The sequence below is a fragment of the Cupriavidus sp. UGS-1 genome (assembly GCF_021213615.1).
GTDB lineage: Bacteria > Pseudomonadota > Gammaproteobacteria > Burkholderiales > Burkholderiaceae > Cupriavidus.
This window is the reverse complement of the sequence record NZ_JAJQJF010000003.1, coordinates 219833-235695: the sequence shown is the minus strand read 5'-3', so window position 1 is coordinate 235695 and position 15863 is coordinate 219833. Positions and strand designations below refer to the sequence as shown.

The following is a 15863-nucleotide window of genomic DNA, read 5'->3' as shown; positions in this document are numbered from 1 at the left end:
AGCACGAACGCGCGCAGGGCCGATCGCCTTGCGCGCGTTTTTTTGCCGCTGCGTGACCGGCAGCTGCCGCGCCGCTAACCCGCCACCAATGGCAGGCGGAACTCGAATACGCTGCCGCCCTGCTCGACCCGCCTCGCCTCCAGCGTGCCGCCATGCGCCTCGACGATCGAGCGGCAGATCGCCAGGCCCATGCCCATGCCGTTCGCCTTGGTCGTGAAGAACGGATCGAAGATCCGTTCGGCGGCGTCCGCGGCGATGCCCTCGCCGCGGTCCTGCACGCTGACCACCACCTGATCCTGCTGCCCCTGCTGCCCCCGCTCCCGCCGCGACGCGACGATCAGTTCGCGCCGTTCGGCCGGCGTGCCATCGATCGCATCCAGCGCGTTGGTAATCAGGTTCAGCACGACCTGCTGCAGCTGCACCCGGTCGCCTTCGACCGTCGCCGCACCGGCCTCGAGCCGCACGGTGACGCGGGCATCTCGTTCGTCGATATCCATCCGCACCATCTCGAGCACTTCTCGCACCACGTCGTCCGGCCGCAGGTGGGCCAGCACCGGCGGCGCCTGCTTCGCCAGCGACCGCAGCGCGCGAATGATGTCGGCCGCGCGCAGCCCGTTCTGCTTGATCTGGACGAGCCCTTCGGTGACCTCGCCGAGCTCCGGCGCCGGCCGGTTCAGCCAGCGCAGGCTCGCATCGACCGATGCCACGATCGCGGTCAACGGCTGATTGACCTCGTGCGCGATGGACGCGGCGAGGGTGCCCATCACGGTCAGGTGCGAGGTGCGGGCCAGCTCCGCGCGGGCCGTGCGCAGGTTCATCTCGGCGGTCAACCGGCGCGTGTTCTCGTCGATCAACTGTTCGTAGAGCCGCGCGGTCTCGAGCGAGATGGCGACCTGCGGCGCCAGTACCTCCAGTTCCGCGATGCAGTCGGCATGGAACACGCCCGGCGACAGGTTGTTCTCCAGATAGAAGGCGCCGATCAAGCCGCCGCCCCGGATCAGCGGCACGCACAGCACCGACCGCAACGGCCCGACGGTGCCGGCGCGCTCGCGGATCGACGGCGCCTCGACGGCCGCGTCGGCCAGCGCCAGCGTCCGCTGCGTCCTGAGCACGGTATTGAGCACGGTCAGCGGCAACGCCCACTGGGTCGGCGCGGCGGTGGCGAGCGTCACCGCGACGCGTCCATCGGCGACCCGCGCCGTTGCCTCGATCATCGGCCGGTCGCCATGCATCAGCAGCAGCACGCCGTACTGCGCGCCGGCATGCATCACGACATTGGTCATCAGCGTCTCGATCAACCGGTCCATCACGACCTCGCCCGACAGCGCCTGCGCGGCCTCTATACCGAGAGAGCGCGTCGCCGCGGGCAGCGCCGCACCGGAACGCACCACGGGGCTTGCCTTGCCGTCGGAACCGGCGTCGAGATCGGGATAGCGCGCCAGCAACCGTGCCGCCTTGTGGTCGGCGCCCCAGCGCCTGTAGCCGTCGTGCGCGCCGCGGTAGTGCTGACGGGCCGCGGTATGCAGACCGTGGCTCTCGCACAGCATCGCGGCCAGTTCGTTGGCCAGCGCCTGCTCATGCACGAAGCCGGCGGCCTGCGCGGCGTGGGCGGCGCGCTCGTAGCAGACCAGCGCGGCAAGCGGGTCGCCGCGCAGCCGCGCGATCTCGCCATCGAGCAGCGACAGCTTGCTCTGGAACGTCAGCGCATTGAGCGAAGCCCATTGCGCAAAGCGCTCGCGCTGGCCCTGCAGCGCGGCGATGGCCTCGTCGGGATCCAGTGCGGCCGCCGGACCGCGGGCATACGACAGCGCCAGAAACAGGCGGCAATCCGCCACGTTGATATGCGCGGGAGCGGACCAGATCAACGTTTCAGCCTGCGCCAGGCTGCGGCTCGCGTGCTCCCAGTCGTGCAGGTATGCCGCCGCCATGCCGTCATACAGCCAGATCCAGAAGCGCGTCGGCAACGAGTTGCTCAGGCGCAGCCGCTCCTTGACACTGGTCCGCACCGCCGCCATCGGTCCGTCCTCGGCCATTGCATCGTCGCCGGCGCACAGGCGCTGCGCGAAGTGGCTCTGCGCGTGCAGGATCAGTTCGATGTCGCGGTACTGAACCAGCCTCGTCAGTTCGAGACCGCGCTCGATCTCCTCCTTGACCAGCCGCAGATGCTCGCCCATCGCCAGCAGGTCGGAGGCGATATGGTTGCAGGCGTAGCACGCCATGCCGATGTCGCCGGACGCGCGCCCCAGCGCGACCGCGCGCTGCGCGTGTTCCAGCGCGTACGGAAGCGGCCGGGTCCAGGCGCTGACCTGGTCGAGCGCGACCAGCGTGGCGATGCGCTCTGCCTCGTAGCCATGGCGGTCGATCAGCGCCAGCGCGGCGAGCCCATAGGCCAGGCCGTCGTCGTATTCATCGTAGAGACTGGCGACGAACACGCCGAACCACGACAGGCCGTAGGCCGATTCGGGCGTCGCGCCGTGTTCCAGCGTCAGCTCGACCATCTTGGCCACATGCAGGAAGCTGATGCCGTCGGACACGAACAGCGACGAGATCAGCGTCGACAACAGACCCATCGCCGTGCGGATGCGCGGATCGTCGGTCGCCGGCAAGGCGCCGAGATCCGCGATCGCGCGGTCGCCCAGCGCGGCCACGACGGCGTCGTACGCCGCGCGATGGTGAATCCGCGCCGGATCCCGCTGCAACCGCACGTCGAGCAGCGCGAGCCCGGACAGCGCCGCATTGATCGCGCCTTCGTAATCGCAGCGCACGGTCAGCAGGACGGCCTCGACGCGGTGCACGGCGGCCCGGTCGATCGGCCGCAGCTCGCGCATCAGCAGCGCATCGATCTCCCGCCGGGCGCCGTCGAGATCGGCCTGCGCCAGCAGGCATTCGCAGCGCAGCACGCTGGCCGCGTAGGCCAGCGCGTAGGGGGAACGATCGTCGGGCCGCGCATGGGAGGCGTCATGCGGACCCTCAGGCGGACCGTCATGCAAGCGGTCTTCCAGTGACCGCCACGACGCCGGCATCAGCCGGAACGCCGCATCGGTATAGCGCGTGGCCTGTTCGATCGCGGCCGCGCGCTTGGCGCGCCGGCCCGCGACGATCGCGACATGGACGAACGCGGCGCGCTGCTGCCCGGTCAGCGGATGGTCGCCCGCGCGCTCGATCTGGTTGCAGATCTCGAAGGCGTAGTCAGGCAGCTCATCCTGCCAGTGCTCGATCATGCTTGCCGCGATGTGCGCGTGCATCGCCGGCCGCCGGTCCGGCGCGATCATCGAGTACGCCGACTCCAGCACGCGATCGTGCCGGAACGCATAGCCCTCGGGCAGCCGGTCCAGCAAGCCCGCGTCGACGAAGGGCCGCAGCCGCTGGCCGATCTGCAGCGGACAGATGCCGGCAATGCGCGCCAGCAGCCCCTCGCCGCAGCGTATGCCGACGCACGCCAGTTGCTGCAGCAGCAGCGTGCCGGCGGTCGGCAGCCGCGCAAAGCGCCGGATCATCAGGTCGATCACACTGTCGGTATAACGCAGGCGCACCAGGTCGGCCGCGTTCCACTGCCACAGCGAAGCCGCACCGTCGTAGGCCAGCACCCCTTCGTCGATCAGCGTGCGCAGCAGCTGGTAGGTAAAGAACGGGTTGCCACCGGTCTTGGCACGCACGGCGCGGGCGAGCTCCGCGACCCGGGCCGGCGCTTCGTCCAGCGCAGCCGCCACCAGCTCGGTCAGCTCGGCAAGCGCCAGCGGCTTGATCTGGATGCGGCTGACGGCCATCGGGGCGCTCGTTGCGGCCGTCGTTGCGGCCGTCGTTGCGTCGGATATCGGCGTTGCCGGCGCTGCCGCCGTCATCCCCGGCCGCGCCGGCTGCAGCAGGCCCGCGAGCCGCTCGATGGTGCCGGCACCCGGCCCGGCGGGGGACTCGCGACAGGCGCCGATCAGCAGCACGTGGTCGGGGGGCTGCGCGGTGAAGGCCTCCAGCAGACTGACCGTCGAGGCGTCGGCCCATTGCAGATCGTCGATGAACAGCACCAGCGGTTTGCCAGCCTCGCCGAAGGCTGCGAAGGTACGCAGCATCGCGGTGTCCACGCGCGCCCTCGCCTGCGCGGCCGGCACCTCGGACAGCGGCGCGGTGGCGCCGATCACGTGCTCGGCCTCGGGCACCAGTTGCGCGATCGCGCGGCCCTGGCCCGCGAGCCCGTCGAGCCAGCGCTGCCGCAGCGGCGCCAGCACGGCCTCATCCTCGCCGAGCAAGGCCATCGTCAACGCGCGCAGCGCCTGCACCACCGGCGCATACGGCGTCTCGCGCTGCAATTGATCGCTCTTGCCGCTGGCAAAGTGCAGCGCATCCAGGCCCGCCTCGCGGCCGAGCCAATCGACCAGCGCCGATTTGCCCGAACCCGCGGCGCCCGCGATCAATACGAGCTCGGACTTGCCGCTGTCGCGCACGCGCGACCATGCCTCGGTCAGCAGTGCCTTCTCGGTATCGCGGCCGAACAGCTGGCCGGGCAGCATCGGGATCGGCGGCGGAACGGTGGCGTCGGGCTGGAACGGCGCAATACGCCCTGCCGATTCCCATTCGGTCCGCAACCGCAGCAGATCCGACACCAACGAAGCGGCGCTGGCGTAGCGGTCGGCGGGGTCCTTTGCCAGCAGCTTCAGCACGATGCGGCCCAGCATGCCGGGCACATCGTTGCGGCGAAATTGTGGCGGCACCGGTTCGATGGCGAGATGGGCGTGATGCCATGCGGCCGGCGAATCCCCCTGGAACGGGGTCGCGCCGATCAGCAACTCGTACAGTGCAACGCCCAGCGCGTACAAGTCGGCGCGCACGCCGATGCGGGCGGCGTCGCCGCGGGCCAGCTCGGGGGCAAGATACGGCAGCGCGGCGGGGCCCGGTTGCGGTACCGTTAGGGACGCCCATTGCCCGCCGAAGTCGACGGGAACGGCATGGCCGAAGCCTGTCAGGCGCAGCGCGCCGCTGTCGTCGATCAACAGATTGTGCGGGCGGATATCGCCATGCAACAGCCCCTGCCCGTGCATGGCCGCCAACGCGCGGGCGGCGGCGATGGCGATCTCGAACACCGCGGCAATGGAAAGTTGGGGACCGATCCGCGCTGCGGCGGTGCGAGAAGACGGCTGCGCCTCCGATAGCAGCACCATCCGGTCGGCGGTCCAGACGGTGGCAATCGGTACGGTGGCCCACGACGGATGCAGGCGCGGGGCCAGCCGCAGTTCGTTCTGCAGCTGCCGATGCGCGCCGGCCGATGCCAGCAAGGCGCTGCGGGACAGCCAGTATGTCCGGGTACGAGGATCGAACAGGCGCTCGCTGACCACGCCGTCCGCCATGCTCAACCGGTGGGCTGTCGTGGCGGCAAGCCATGCGGCATCGAACACGATCGATGAATGTCGCTCGGGACGGTTCGGCGAGGTCATGGCGCGGCGCTCCTGGACTGACCCGCGCCGCCCCCAGCCGGGGCGATCGGGGCTGCCTGCACTGGATCCATCACCGCCCTTCTCCCGTCCGTTGCTTGCGAGTGGGCGGCCATTATAGACAGCGTGTGCGACGGCCGCGATTTACGCGGCCCGCCGCATCGGTTCAGGCCTGGGCCCGGGCGCCATCGAGGTAGGGATTGACGCTGCGTGCGCCTTCGCTGAAGGCGTCGAAGCCGCGGGCACCGTCGGAATACGCATCGGCCGCACGGCCCGGCGTTGCGGAGACGCCCACGCGATCCAGGCCAGCCACCTTGCGCGCCCCGTCGACAAACGGGTCGGCCTTGCGCGCGCCCTGGGTGTACGGGTCGAAGCCGCGGGCGCCATCGCTATGCACATCGAAGGTGCGCGCGCCATCGGTGTAGGCCTGCGGCGTGCGGAACTCGTAGCCGTACTTGTCGGCGGGGACCGTCGCGGCCTGCGCGATGCCGGCACCGGCAAACGACAGCAGCAGAGCGGAAGCGATCTTCAGGGCGGTGTTCTTGGGCATGGCTTTCTCCTTCATTAGTCAGCGAATTTGAATCGGTTCGGACGCTGCCGCACTTGGGCTTGTTGCGCCGTCGCGTCGTCCATGTGCTGAACTATAGAGGGAGGCCGCGGCGGGAGAAGCACCGCGGTTTGGCCTTTTTATTCAAATATTTTGATGTCTCGCCCTCTGTGGAGCCACGCGTTGCGCGGCTTCAGCCGACCGGCAGGCTCTGCCGGATGCCCAGTTGCTGGGCCATCAACACCAGGTCGGCGAAGGTCCGGGCCTTCATCTTGCGCATGGCCTGCCCGCGATGGATCTTGACGGTGACCTCGCTGATGCCGATCTCGGCCGCGATCTGCTTGTTCAGCAGCCCAGTGACGGCCAGCCCCATGACTTCGGCCTCGCGCGGTGTCAGCGTGGCGTAGTAACGGCGGATCGCTTCGATCTGGCGCATGCCTTGCCGTCGCGCGCGGTCCTTGTCCAGCGCTGCCGTGACGGCATCGAGCAGATCCTGATCGCGAAACGGCTTGGACATGAAATCCACCGCGCCCGCCTTCATTGCCGCGACTGTCATGGGGATGTCGCCATGCCCCGTCATGAAGATGATCGGAATGGGAACGCCCATCTGCACCAGGCGCGATTGCAGTTCCAGGCCGCTGGGGCCGCGCAGGCGAACATCCAGCACCAGGCAGCATGGCAGGTCGGGAAGCTCGAACTCGAGTAGCTCGGCTGCCGAGCCAAACAGCGCCACTCGGATGCCGACGGACCGGAACAGGTTGCCCAGTGCATTGCGCAACCCAGCATCGTCGTCGACGATCAGCACCATCGACTCGCCGCCGGCAGCATGCGCCTCGCTGTGGGATGTCACGGTCGGTCCTCCAGTGTGCTCGAACAGATCTCGGGAATTATAGACAGGGCCGTTGAGGCGGCCCGTGGACCGGCCGATTTCAGCATAGCGGCGCCGGGCGGGCCACCCATACCTTTGTGTTAGTGCCGCAGACCGGTCCCCGTGCCGCCGCCATCGTCCCCGTGAACGCGCAGACGGCCGCGGTACGCGCACTGCGCTGCCGCCATCGCGCCACTGGCAACTAATACGATCGGTCAATGGCGGCCATCGCCTGGGCCGTCTAGTCTTCTGTCGGCTGCATCGCCGGCGCCCGCCGATCGCGCACCGGTTCGGTGCCGCCCACCCCGCTTCGCGTACCGCGAATGCGGGCACCGCCTTTTTCGTCCCACTCGTCCCGCTCGTCCCACTTCGTCCTAACCTCGTTTCCAAGGAGCCTCCGATGGCCAACCCGAAGCTAGAAGTCCTGACCCCGCAGAACAGCCAGCTGATCATCATCGACCAGCAGCCGCAGATGGCGTTCGGCGTGCAGTCGATCGATCGGCAGACGCTGAAGAACAACGTCGTCGGCCTGGCCAAGGCCGCGAAGATCTTCAACGTGCCCACGACCATCACCACGGTCGAGAGCGAGTCGTTCTCGGGCTACACCTTCCCCGAGATCCTGGACGTGTTCCCCGAGGCAAAGACGCTCGAGCGCACCTCGATGAATTCCTGGGACGACCAGAAGGTGCGCGACGCGCTGAAGGCCAACGGCCGCAAGAAGGTCGTGGTGTCCGGCCTGTGGACCGAGGTCTGCAATACCACGTTCGCGCTGTGCGCGATGCTCGAGGGCGACTACGAGATCTACATGGTGGCCGATGCCTCGGGCGGCACCAGCAAGGACGCGCACGACTACGCGATGCAACGCATGGTGCAGGCCGGCGTGGTGCCGGTGACCTGGCAGCAGGTACTGCTCGAATGGCAGCGCGACTGGGCGCACCGCGACACCTATGACGCGGTGATGAAGCTGGTCAAGGAACACTCCGGCGCCTACGGCATGGGCGTGGACTACGCCTACACGATGGTGCACAAGGCCGAGCAGCGCACGGCCACTCCGCACCAGTCGATCGCGCCGGTCGCGGCACGCTGAACGCCCGTCGCCTTGCTCCGCACCCACCCAACTCGAGGATTGAACCGATGAACACGATCACCACCAAGGATGGTACCCGCATCTTCTACAAGGACTGGGGCACCGGCCGGCCGGTCGTCTTCTCGCATGGCTGGCCGTTGAACGCCGACGCCTGGGATGCCCAGATGCTGTTTCTGGTGCAAAAGGGCTTTCGCGTGATCGCGCACGACCGGCGCGGCCACGGCCGCTCCGATCAGCCGGCCCACGGCAACGACATGGACACCTACGCGGACGACCTGGCCGCGCTGCTCGACGCGCTCGACATCCAGGGCGCCACGCTGGTCGGCCATTCCACCGGCGGCGGCGAAGTGGCGCACTACATCGGCCGCCATGGCACCAAACGCGTCGCCAAGGCGGTGCTGATCGGCGCGGTGCCGCCGACCATGGCCAGGAGCGCTGCCTATCCGAATGGCCTGCCGCTGGAGGTGTTCGACGGCATCCGCAAGGGCGTGGCCGACAATCGGTCGCAGTTCTACCAGGACCTGGCGATGCCGTTCTTCGGCTTCAACCGGCCCAATGCCAAGGTTTCGCAGGGCACGATCGACGCGTTCTGGGCGCAGGGCATGGCCGGCGGCATTGTCGGTCAGTACGCCTGCATCAAGGAGTTCTCGGAGGTCGACTACACCGAGGACCTGAAGAAGATGACGGTGCCGACGCTGATCCTGCATGGCGACGACGACCAGATCGTGCCGATCGACAACGCGGCGCGGCTGTCCGTCGAGATCGCGCCGAACGCCACGCTGAAGGTCTACCCGGGCGCGTCGCATGGCATGTGCGTGATCAATGCCGACGAGGTCAATGCCGACCTGCTGGCCTTCCTGAACGCCTGATCCGGACGCACGAGCCCATGTCAGTCACCCGCCGGCAATTCATCGCCTCGGCCGCCGCGCTCGGCGCGGCCGCCTCTTCGGAACTCTTCGCCATGTCACCGAACCCGACACCCGACCTGATTCTCGTCAACGGCAAGTTCGCCACGCTCGATCGCGCCAATCCGCAAGCCGATGCCGTTGCCATCGCGGACGGCCGCTTCATTGCCGTCGGCGAGCGCCAGGACGTGATGAAGCTCGCTGCATCGGGCACCCGCGTGATCGACCTGAATGGCCGGCGGGCCATTCCCGGGCTGATCGACAGCCATATGCACATCATTCGCGGCGGCCTGAACTACAACATGGAGCTGCGCTGGGATGGCGTACGCTCGCTGGCCGACGCGATGCGCATGCTCAGGGCGCAGGTCGACCGCACGCCGGCGCCGCAATGGGTGCGCGTGGTCGGCGGCTTCACCGAGCACCAGTTCGCCGAGAAGCGCCTGCCGACCATCGAGGAGCTGAACGCCGTGGCACCGGACACGCCGGTGTTCATCCTGCATCTGTACGACCGCGCGATGCTGAACGGCGCCGCGCTGCGCGCCGTCGGCTACAACAAGGACACACCCAATCCCCCGGGCGGCGAAATCGTGCGCGACGGCAGCGGCAATCCGACCGGCCTGCTGCTGGCCAAGCCCAATGCCACCATCCTCTATGCGACGCTCGCCAAGGGCCCGAAGCTGCCGCCCGAGTACCAGAAGAATTCGACGCGGCATTTCATGCGCGAGGTCAATCGGCTCGGCGTCACCGGCGTGATCGATGCCGGCGGCGGCTATCAGAATTACCCGGATGACTACCAGATCATCGAGGAGCTGCACCGCGAGGGCCATCTGACCGTGCGGCTGGCCTACAACCTGTTCACGCAGAAGCCCAAGGAAGAGCTGCGCGACTTCCAGAACTGGACCTCGTCGGTGCGGCCGGGCCAGGGCGACGATCTGTATCGCCACAACGGCGCCGGCGAGATGCTGGTCTACACCGCGGCCGACTTCGAGGACTTCCGCGTCGAACGCCCGGACATGCCGCCGTCGATGGAGGCCGATCTGGAGCCGGTGATCCGCCTGCTGGCCGAGAAACGCTGGCCGTGGCGCCTGCACGCGACCTACGACGAGACCATCACGCGCGCACTCGACGTCTACGAGAAGGTCGCGCGCGACGTGTCGTTCCAGGGCCTGAACTGGTTCTTCGACCACGCCGAGACCATCTCGGACCGCAATATCGACCGCATCGCGGCGCTCGGCGGCGGCATCGCGGTGCAGCACCGCATGGCCTACCAGGGCGAGTACTTCGTCGAGCGCTACGGCGCCAAGGCGGCCGAGGCCACGCCGCCGGTCAAGAAGATGCTCGAGCGCGGCGTCAAGGTCGGCGCCGGTACGGACGCCACGCGGGTCGCCTCGTACAACCCATGGGTATCGTTGTACTGGCTGACCACCGGCAAGACCGTCGGCGGCATGGCGATGTATCCGCAGGCCAATCTGCTGGACCGCGAGACCGCATTGCGGCTGTGGACCGAGGCCAATACCTGGTTCTCGTCCGAGGTCGGCAAGAAAGGGCAGATCCAGGTGGGCCAGCTTGCCGACGTGGCGGTGCTGTCGGCCGACTACTTCTCGGTGCCCGGCGACGACATCCAGGACATCACGTCGGTGATGACCGTGCTCGGCGGCAAGGTGGTCTACGGCGATGCCGAATTCGGCAGGCATGCGCCGGAGCTGCCGCCGCCGATGCCGGACTGGTCCCCTGCCCGCCACGGCAGCCGCTACCAGCCGCGTCCGCAGGCGCAGGCTCGCACGCTGGCGCTGAACACCGCCTGCGGCTGCGCGTCCTCGTGCGGCGTGCATGGGCACGCGCACGCGAAGGCGTGGACGTCCAACGTGCCGACCAGCGATGAAAGCGGGTTCTGGGGCGCGCTGGGGTGCTCGTGCTGGGCGTTCTGATGGGTAGTCCCACCTGCAAGCCGACGTGCAAGCCGGCCCGCAAGCTGCCAACCGGAGAACCAACATGATGCTGTCGAGCTCCCGGCCTTCCCCGGCCGATGACGATGCGGGCACGCTGCCGCGCTGGATGCGCTGGATCGCGCTGTTGCTGCTGTGCGCGGCGTATCTGCAGGGCGGGCTGGTCAAGCTGTTCGACTTCCCCGGCGCCGTCGCCGAGATGCAGCATTTCGGTCTGAGCCCGGCGGTGCCGATGGCCGTCGCCACCATCGCGCTCGAACTCGTGGCCGCCGCGATGATCCTGACCGGTATTGGACGCTGGTTAGGCGCGCTGGCCCTGGCGGCCTTCACGCTGGCCGCGACGTTCCTGGCCAACCGCTTCTGGAGCGCCCCGCCCGAGGCGCAGTTCATGATGGCCAACGCCTTCTTCGAGCATCTGGGCCTGGTCGGGGGCTTCCTGCTGGTGGCCTGGCACGACTGGCGTACGCGGAGGCCGGCATGAGCACCAGCGTGCCACCCGACACGACAGCGGCCGCACCGGCCCCGGCCGGCACCTTCGCGCCGCTGGCCAAGCCGACCTTCGCGGTGCTGTGGGTCGCGACCATCCTCGGCAATATCGGCAGCTTCATGCGCGACGTCGCCAGCGCCTGGCTGGCCACCGACCTGTCGAGTTCGCCCGCTGCCGTCGCGACGATCCAGGCCGCGGCCACGCTGCCGGTATTCCTGTTGGCGATTCCCGCCGGCGTGCTGTCCGACATCCTCGATCGCCGCCGCTTCCTGATCGTGATCCAGATCGGCCTGGCGCTGGTCAGCGGCACGCTGATGCTGCTGGCCTGGCGGCAGGCGCTGACCATCGAGATCCTGATCGCTCTCGCCTTCGTCGGCGGCATCGGCGCGGCGATGATGGGCCCGACCTGGCAGTCGATCGTCCCCGAGCTGGTGCCGCCCAGCACGCTGCGGCAGGCCGTCGCGCTCAATGCACTGGGCGTCAATATCGCGCGCGCCATCGGTCCTGCGACCGGCGGCCTGCTGCTGGCCGCGTTCGGCGCGGCGGTCACCTACGGCGCCGACCTGCTCAGCTATCTGTTCGTGATCGCGGCGCTGATCTGGTGGCGCCGGCCGGCCCAGCCCAGCGATCCCCTGCGCGAGCATTTCTTCAGCGCCTTCCGGGCCGGACTGCGCTTTACGCGGGCGCACAGCAAGCTGCATATCGTGCTGCTGCGTGCCGCGGTGCATTTTGCGTTCGGCAGCAGCGTCTGGGCCCTGCTTCCCTTGGTTGCGCGCCAGCTGCTCAACGGCGGCGCGGGCCTTTACGGCATCCTGCTGGGCGCCGTAGGCGCCGGGGCGATCCTGGGCGCGCTGACGATGCCGGCGCTGCAGAAGCGGCTCGACGGCGATGGCCTGGTGCTGCTGTCGGCGGTGGTCACCGCGGCTGTCATGGCCGCGCTGTCGATCGCACCGCCGGTGTGGGTCGCGCTGCCGCTGCTGTTGCTGCTCGGCGCGGCATGGATTACCGCGCTGACGACGCTGGGCGGCGCGGCCCAGGCCATCCTGCCGAACTGGGTACGCGGCCGCGCGCTGGCCGTCTACCAGATGGTCTTCAACGGCGCGCTGGCCGGCGGCAGCCTGATCTGGGGCTTCGTCGCGCAGGGTTTGGGAACGCCCAATGCGCTGTGGATTGCCGGCGCGGGCCTGATCGTCGCGACGCTGCTGCTGCGCCGCGTGCGCCTGCCGCGCGGCGAGGAAGACCTGGGTCCGGCACGCCACTGGCCCGAGCCGGAGAAGGCCGACGAGATCGCGCACGACCGCGGCCCGGTGATGATCCTGATCGAGTATCGCGTCTCGCCCGAGAACCGCGAGGCGTTCCTGCGGGCCATTCACCAACTGTCGGAAGAGCGGCTGCGCGACGGCGCCTTCAACTGGGGCGTAATGGAGGACCCCGAGGATCCGGACCTGCTGACCGAATGGTTCCTGGTCGAATCGTGGGCCGAGCACCTGCGCCAGCACCGGCGCGTGCCGCATGCCGACGCAGACCTGCAGCGCGACATCGCCCGCTTCCACACCGGTACCGAGCCGCCCCGGGTGCGTCATCTGCTCGGTGTCGGCCTGCCGCCAACGCGCACCTGAACCCGGTTCTTTTCCGATTTCCTCCCGATTACGAGACCGCCATGAAGATCTACCTCGTTTCCCTTGGCGCCGGCATTCTGGTCGGCATCATCTATGCGCTGATGCAGGTTCGCTCCCCGGCGCCGCCGGCGGTCGCATTGATCGGCCTGCTCGGCATGCTGATCGGCGAGCAGCTGATTCCGCCGGTCAAGCGGATGCTGGCGGGCGAGCCGGTCACCGTCGCGTGGTTCCATTCCGAGTGCGTGCCGAAGATTACCGGCACGCCGGGGCCAACGCTTGCCGCCAACCGCAAGGACGGCGATGCGGCGCACTGACGCGCTGTTGTGCGCCGCCGCGCTGTCGATAGCGTGCGTTCCCGCGCTGGCGGACAGTACCGTCACCGTCTACGGACGGCTCAATACGGCAATCGAATACACGCGAGCCAGCACCGCCAGCGATGGCACCGCGCTCGCCAGCGGCATGCGCCAGAGCAACTACCGCTCGGTGTTCGGCCTGCGCGGCGAGGAAGCGCTGGGCGGCTCGCTGAAGGCGCTGTGGCAGATCGAGAGCAACCTGTCGCTGGACACCGGCGAGGGCCAGATCGCCGGCCGCAATTCGCGGATCGGGCTGCAGGGAGACTACGGCCTGCTGTTCCTCGGCCACTGGCATACGCCATATACCGAGTCGACGATGGGCTACGACCCTTACTACCCGACCACCGCCGGCTATATGGCGCTGATCGGCAATGGGTCGGCCTCCAGCTCCGACAACGTCGAGAACACCAGTTCGTTCGATCGCCGCCAGAAAAACATCGTGCAATACCGGTCGCCGCGCTTCGGCGGTGCCAGCCTGTGGCTGGGCTGGGGCCTGCCCGAGGAAAGAGCGACGGTCGCACGCAATCCTTCGCTCTACTCCGCAGCGTTGGTCTATCAGCGCGGGGCGTTCGATGCGACCGTCGCCTACGAGGTCCACCGGCACTACCAGGCAGCCGGCCGCAACGACGACGCATTGAAGCTCGGCGTGGCGTGGCAGGTGCTGTCCGGCACGCGGATCGCCGGCGTCTACGAGCGGCTGCACTACCGGACCGCCAGCGGCGATCTGCAGCGCAACGCCTGGTATGCGTCGCTGGTGCAGCGGCTGGGCGCCGGCAGCCTGCGGCTGGGCTTCGGATTTGCCGCCAATGGCACCGGCGCATCGACCGACACCATCGGGGTCGTCCGTAGCGGTCCGCAGACCGGCGCCACGCAATGGACAATCGGCTACGACCATCCGCTGTCGAAGCGCACGGCGCTGTATGCGTACTACAGCCGCATCGACAACAAGCGGAACGCCACCTACGACTTCGCAATCAACGAACTCGGCATCGCGGCGGGAGCGGATCCGCAGGTCTTTGCGCTCGGCATGCGGCATACCTTCTAGGCAAACGCCCGATTCCTCAAGGATCCCTTGTGACCTCGCCCCCCGTGATCGCCATCGTCGACGACGACATCTCCGTCAGGGATGCCATGGGGAGGCTGGTGCGGTCCTTCGGCCTGGCGGTCGAACTCTACGGAGGTGCCGCGGACCTGCTTCAATCATCCACGCTGAACCAGATCGCCTGTGTGATCACCGACGTCCAGATGCCGCGGATGAACGGCTTCGCGCTGTGCGAGGCGCTGCGCGAGCGCGGCTGCCATGTGCCGATCATCTTCATGACGGCGTTCTCCGAACAAGGCCACGAGCAACGCGCCTACGTGGCCGGCGCCGCCTGCTTTGTCAACAAGCCGTTCGAGGATACGGAGATCATCCGGTGTATCGAGCGGGCGCTGAGCGGAGGCAAGCCCAACTGCTAGCCCTCGAGCATGGCGTCCAGCCATTCGGCATGACGCAACGCACAGACGGCACGGCAATCCCACCGAGTTCCAGGTTGACACTGCAAGTGCGCAAACCAATACTGGACGCTGGCAATTGCCCGCTCGGTGCTTGCCGCTTCGCCTACCACGCCGGAGGAAGCCATGCCTCAAGCCCGCCCGCTGCTGCTCGTCGTCCTGCTGACGCTGCTCGCTGGATGCGCCGCCCGAGCACCGACTGCGCCCACCGCTTCTACACCGGGGCCTGCACCAGCCGCCGTGGGCCAGACGACCGCAGGCAAGACAGAGGTACTATGGCTCGGCCAGGCCGCCACGCGCATCACGACGCCGGGAGGCAAGGTGATCGTGATCGACCCCTGGCTCACGGCGAATCCGAAGACCCCGGCCCCCTTCAAGCAACTGCAGGCACTGGGCAAGGTCGACCTGATCCTCGTCACGCACGCGCACGGCGACCACCTCGGCGACGCGCCGGCATTGGCCAAGATGCATAACGCCCCAATCTACAACGGCGGCGGAATGGGGCAGACGCTGGTCAGCCTCGGCATGGTGCCGGCCAACCTGTCGCAGCGCTTCGGCAAGAGCGGCACGGTGACGCCCTTCGGCCCGAACGGCCCGAAGATCACCGCCGTCCATGCCGAACACTCGTCCGAGCTGATCTGGAAGAACCCGAATTCGGGCAAGGACGAGGTCCACTATGGCGGCGAGCCGGTGGGCTACATCATCGAGCTGGAGAACGGCTTTCGGATCTGGCATATGGGCGATACCGGCCTGTTCGCCGATATGCGGCTGATCGGCGAGCTGTACAAGCCCGACCTGGTGCTGATCCCGATTGGCGGGCATTTCACCATGGGACCGCGCGAGGCGGCCATTGCGGTCCGTGAGATGATCCGGCCCAGATACGCGATCCCGATCCACTACCTGACCAACCCGATGCTGCGTGGCACGCCGGCGGAGTTCTCCGCGGCGCTGGGCGCCACGGAGACGATCCGCGTCATCGTGCCGGAGCCGGGCCAGAAGGTTGACTTCTGAGGGCCGGCGCTCTCCGCCTGCATTGTCCCCGCGATCCGATGGCAGCCGCGTTGCGGGCCATCAGCCATCTCCGTGATTGACGCATCGCGCTGCGCCTCCTATGGTCGATTGGCCGCCCCCTTG

General features: G+C 68.2%; 12 protein-coding genes. 9 read left to right on the top strand and 3 right to left on the bottom strand.

Annotation, left to right across the window (positions count from 1 at the left end):
• Positions 1 to 74 precede the first annotated feature (74 nt).
• The 3 genes from LRR16_RS05940 to LRR16_RS05930 all read right to left on the bottom strand — a co-directional run bounded on the left by LRR16_RS05940 (position 75) and on the right by LRR16_RS05930 (position 6778).
• Positions 75 to 5426 carry an ATP-binding sensor histidine kinase gene (locus tag LRR16_RS05940; RefSeq protein WP_232205154.1) on the bottom strand — a complete coding sequence of 1784 codons (5352 nt, stop codon included), beginning with the start codon at positions 5424 to 5426 and terminating at the stop codon, positions 75 to 77.
• Between the two features lie 163 nt (positions 5427 to 5589).
• On the bottom strand, positions 5590 to 5973 hold the full coding sequence (locus LRR16_RS05935) for a hypothetical protein (protein WP_232205153.1): 384 nt from the start codon (positions 5971 to 5973) through the stop codon (positions 5590 to 5592).
• Between the two features lie 190 nt (positions 5974 to 6163).
• On the bottom strand, positions 6164 to 6778 hold the full coding sequence (locus LRR16_RS05930) for a response regulator transcription factor (protein WP_023264666.1): 615 nt from the start codon (positions 6776 to 6778) through the stop codon (positions 6164 to 6166).
• A 460-nt stretch (positions 6779 to 7238) separates the two neighbouring features.
• On the opposite strand from LRR16_RS05930, the gene LRR16_RS05925 reads away from it, so the two are divergent.
• The 9 genes from LRR16_RS05925 (at position 7239) to LRR16_RS05885 (ending at position 15740) form a co-directional block, all read left to right on the top strand.
• Entirely contained in the window at positions 7239 to 7925 is a 687-nt protein-coding gene (locus tag LRR16_RS05925) for a hydrolase (RefSeq protein ID WP_006577525.1), read from the top strand.
• A gap of 47 nt (positions 7926 to 7972) precedes the next feature.
• On the top strand, positions 7973 to 8794 hold the full coding sequence (locus tag LRR16_RS05920; RefSeq protein WP_232205152.1) for an alpha/beta fold hydrolase: 822 nt from the start codon (positions 7973 to 7975) through the stop codon (positions 8792 to 8794).
• A gap of 17 nt (positions 8795 to 8811) precedes the next feature.
• Complete coding sequence (locus LRR16_RS05915; protein ID WP_370646759.1) at positions 8812 to 10758, top strand: amidohydrolase; 1947 nt, start codon at positions 8812 to 8814, stop codon at positions 10756 to 10758.
• A 67-nt stretch (positions 10759 to 10825) separates the two neighbouring features.
• Positions 10826 to 11257 carry a DoxX family protein gene (locus LRR16_RS05910; protein ID WP_232205279.1) on the top strand — a complete coding sequence of 144 codons (432 nt, stop codon included), beginning with the start codon at positions 10826 to 10828 and terminating at the stop codon, positions 11255 to 11257.
• Entirely contained in the window at positions 11254 to 12882 is a 1629-nt protein-coding gene (locus tag LRR16_RS05905) for an MFS transporter (protein WP_232205151.1), read from the top strand. Before LRR16_RS05910 ends, LRR16_RS05905 begins: the two co-directional genes overlap by 4 nt.
• Before the next feature lie 41 nt (positions 12883 to 12923).
• The gene (locus LRR16_RS05900; protein WP_006577519.1) at positions 12924 to 13196 is read left to right on the top strand and encodes a XapX domain-containing protein; all 273 of its coding nucleotides are present in this window, start codon (positions 12924 to 12926) and stop codon (positions 13194 to 13196) included.
• Positions 13183 to 14280 carry a porin gene (locus LRR16_RS05895; protein ID WP_232205150.1) on the top strand — a complete coding sequence of 366 codons (1098 nt, stop codon included), beginning with the start codon at positions 13183 to 13185 and terminating at the stop codon, positions 14278 to 14280. The genes LRR16_RS05900 and LRR16_RS05895 overlap by 14 nt, the downstream gene beginning before the upstream one ends.
• Positions 14281 to 14309: 29 nt before the next feature.
• Positions 14310 to 14693 (top strand): response regulator, encoded by a 384-nt coding sequence (locus tag LRR16_RS05890; RefSeq protein WP_232205149.1) that lies wholly within the window; start codon positions 14310 to 14312, stop codon positions 14691 to 14693.
• Between the two features lie 162 nt (positions 14694 to 14855).
• Complete coding sequence (locus LRR16_RS05885) at positions 14856 to 15740, top strand: metal-dependent hydrolase (RefSeq protein ID WP_255674029.1); 885 nt, start codon at positions 14856 to 14858, stop codon at positions 15738 to 15740.
• Positions 15741 to 15863 lie beyond the last annotated feature (123 nt).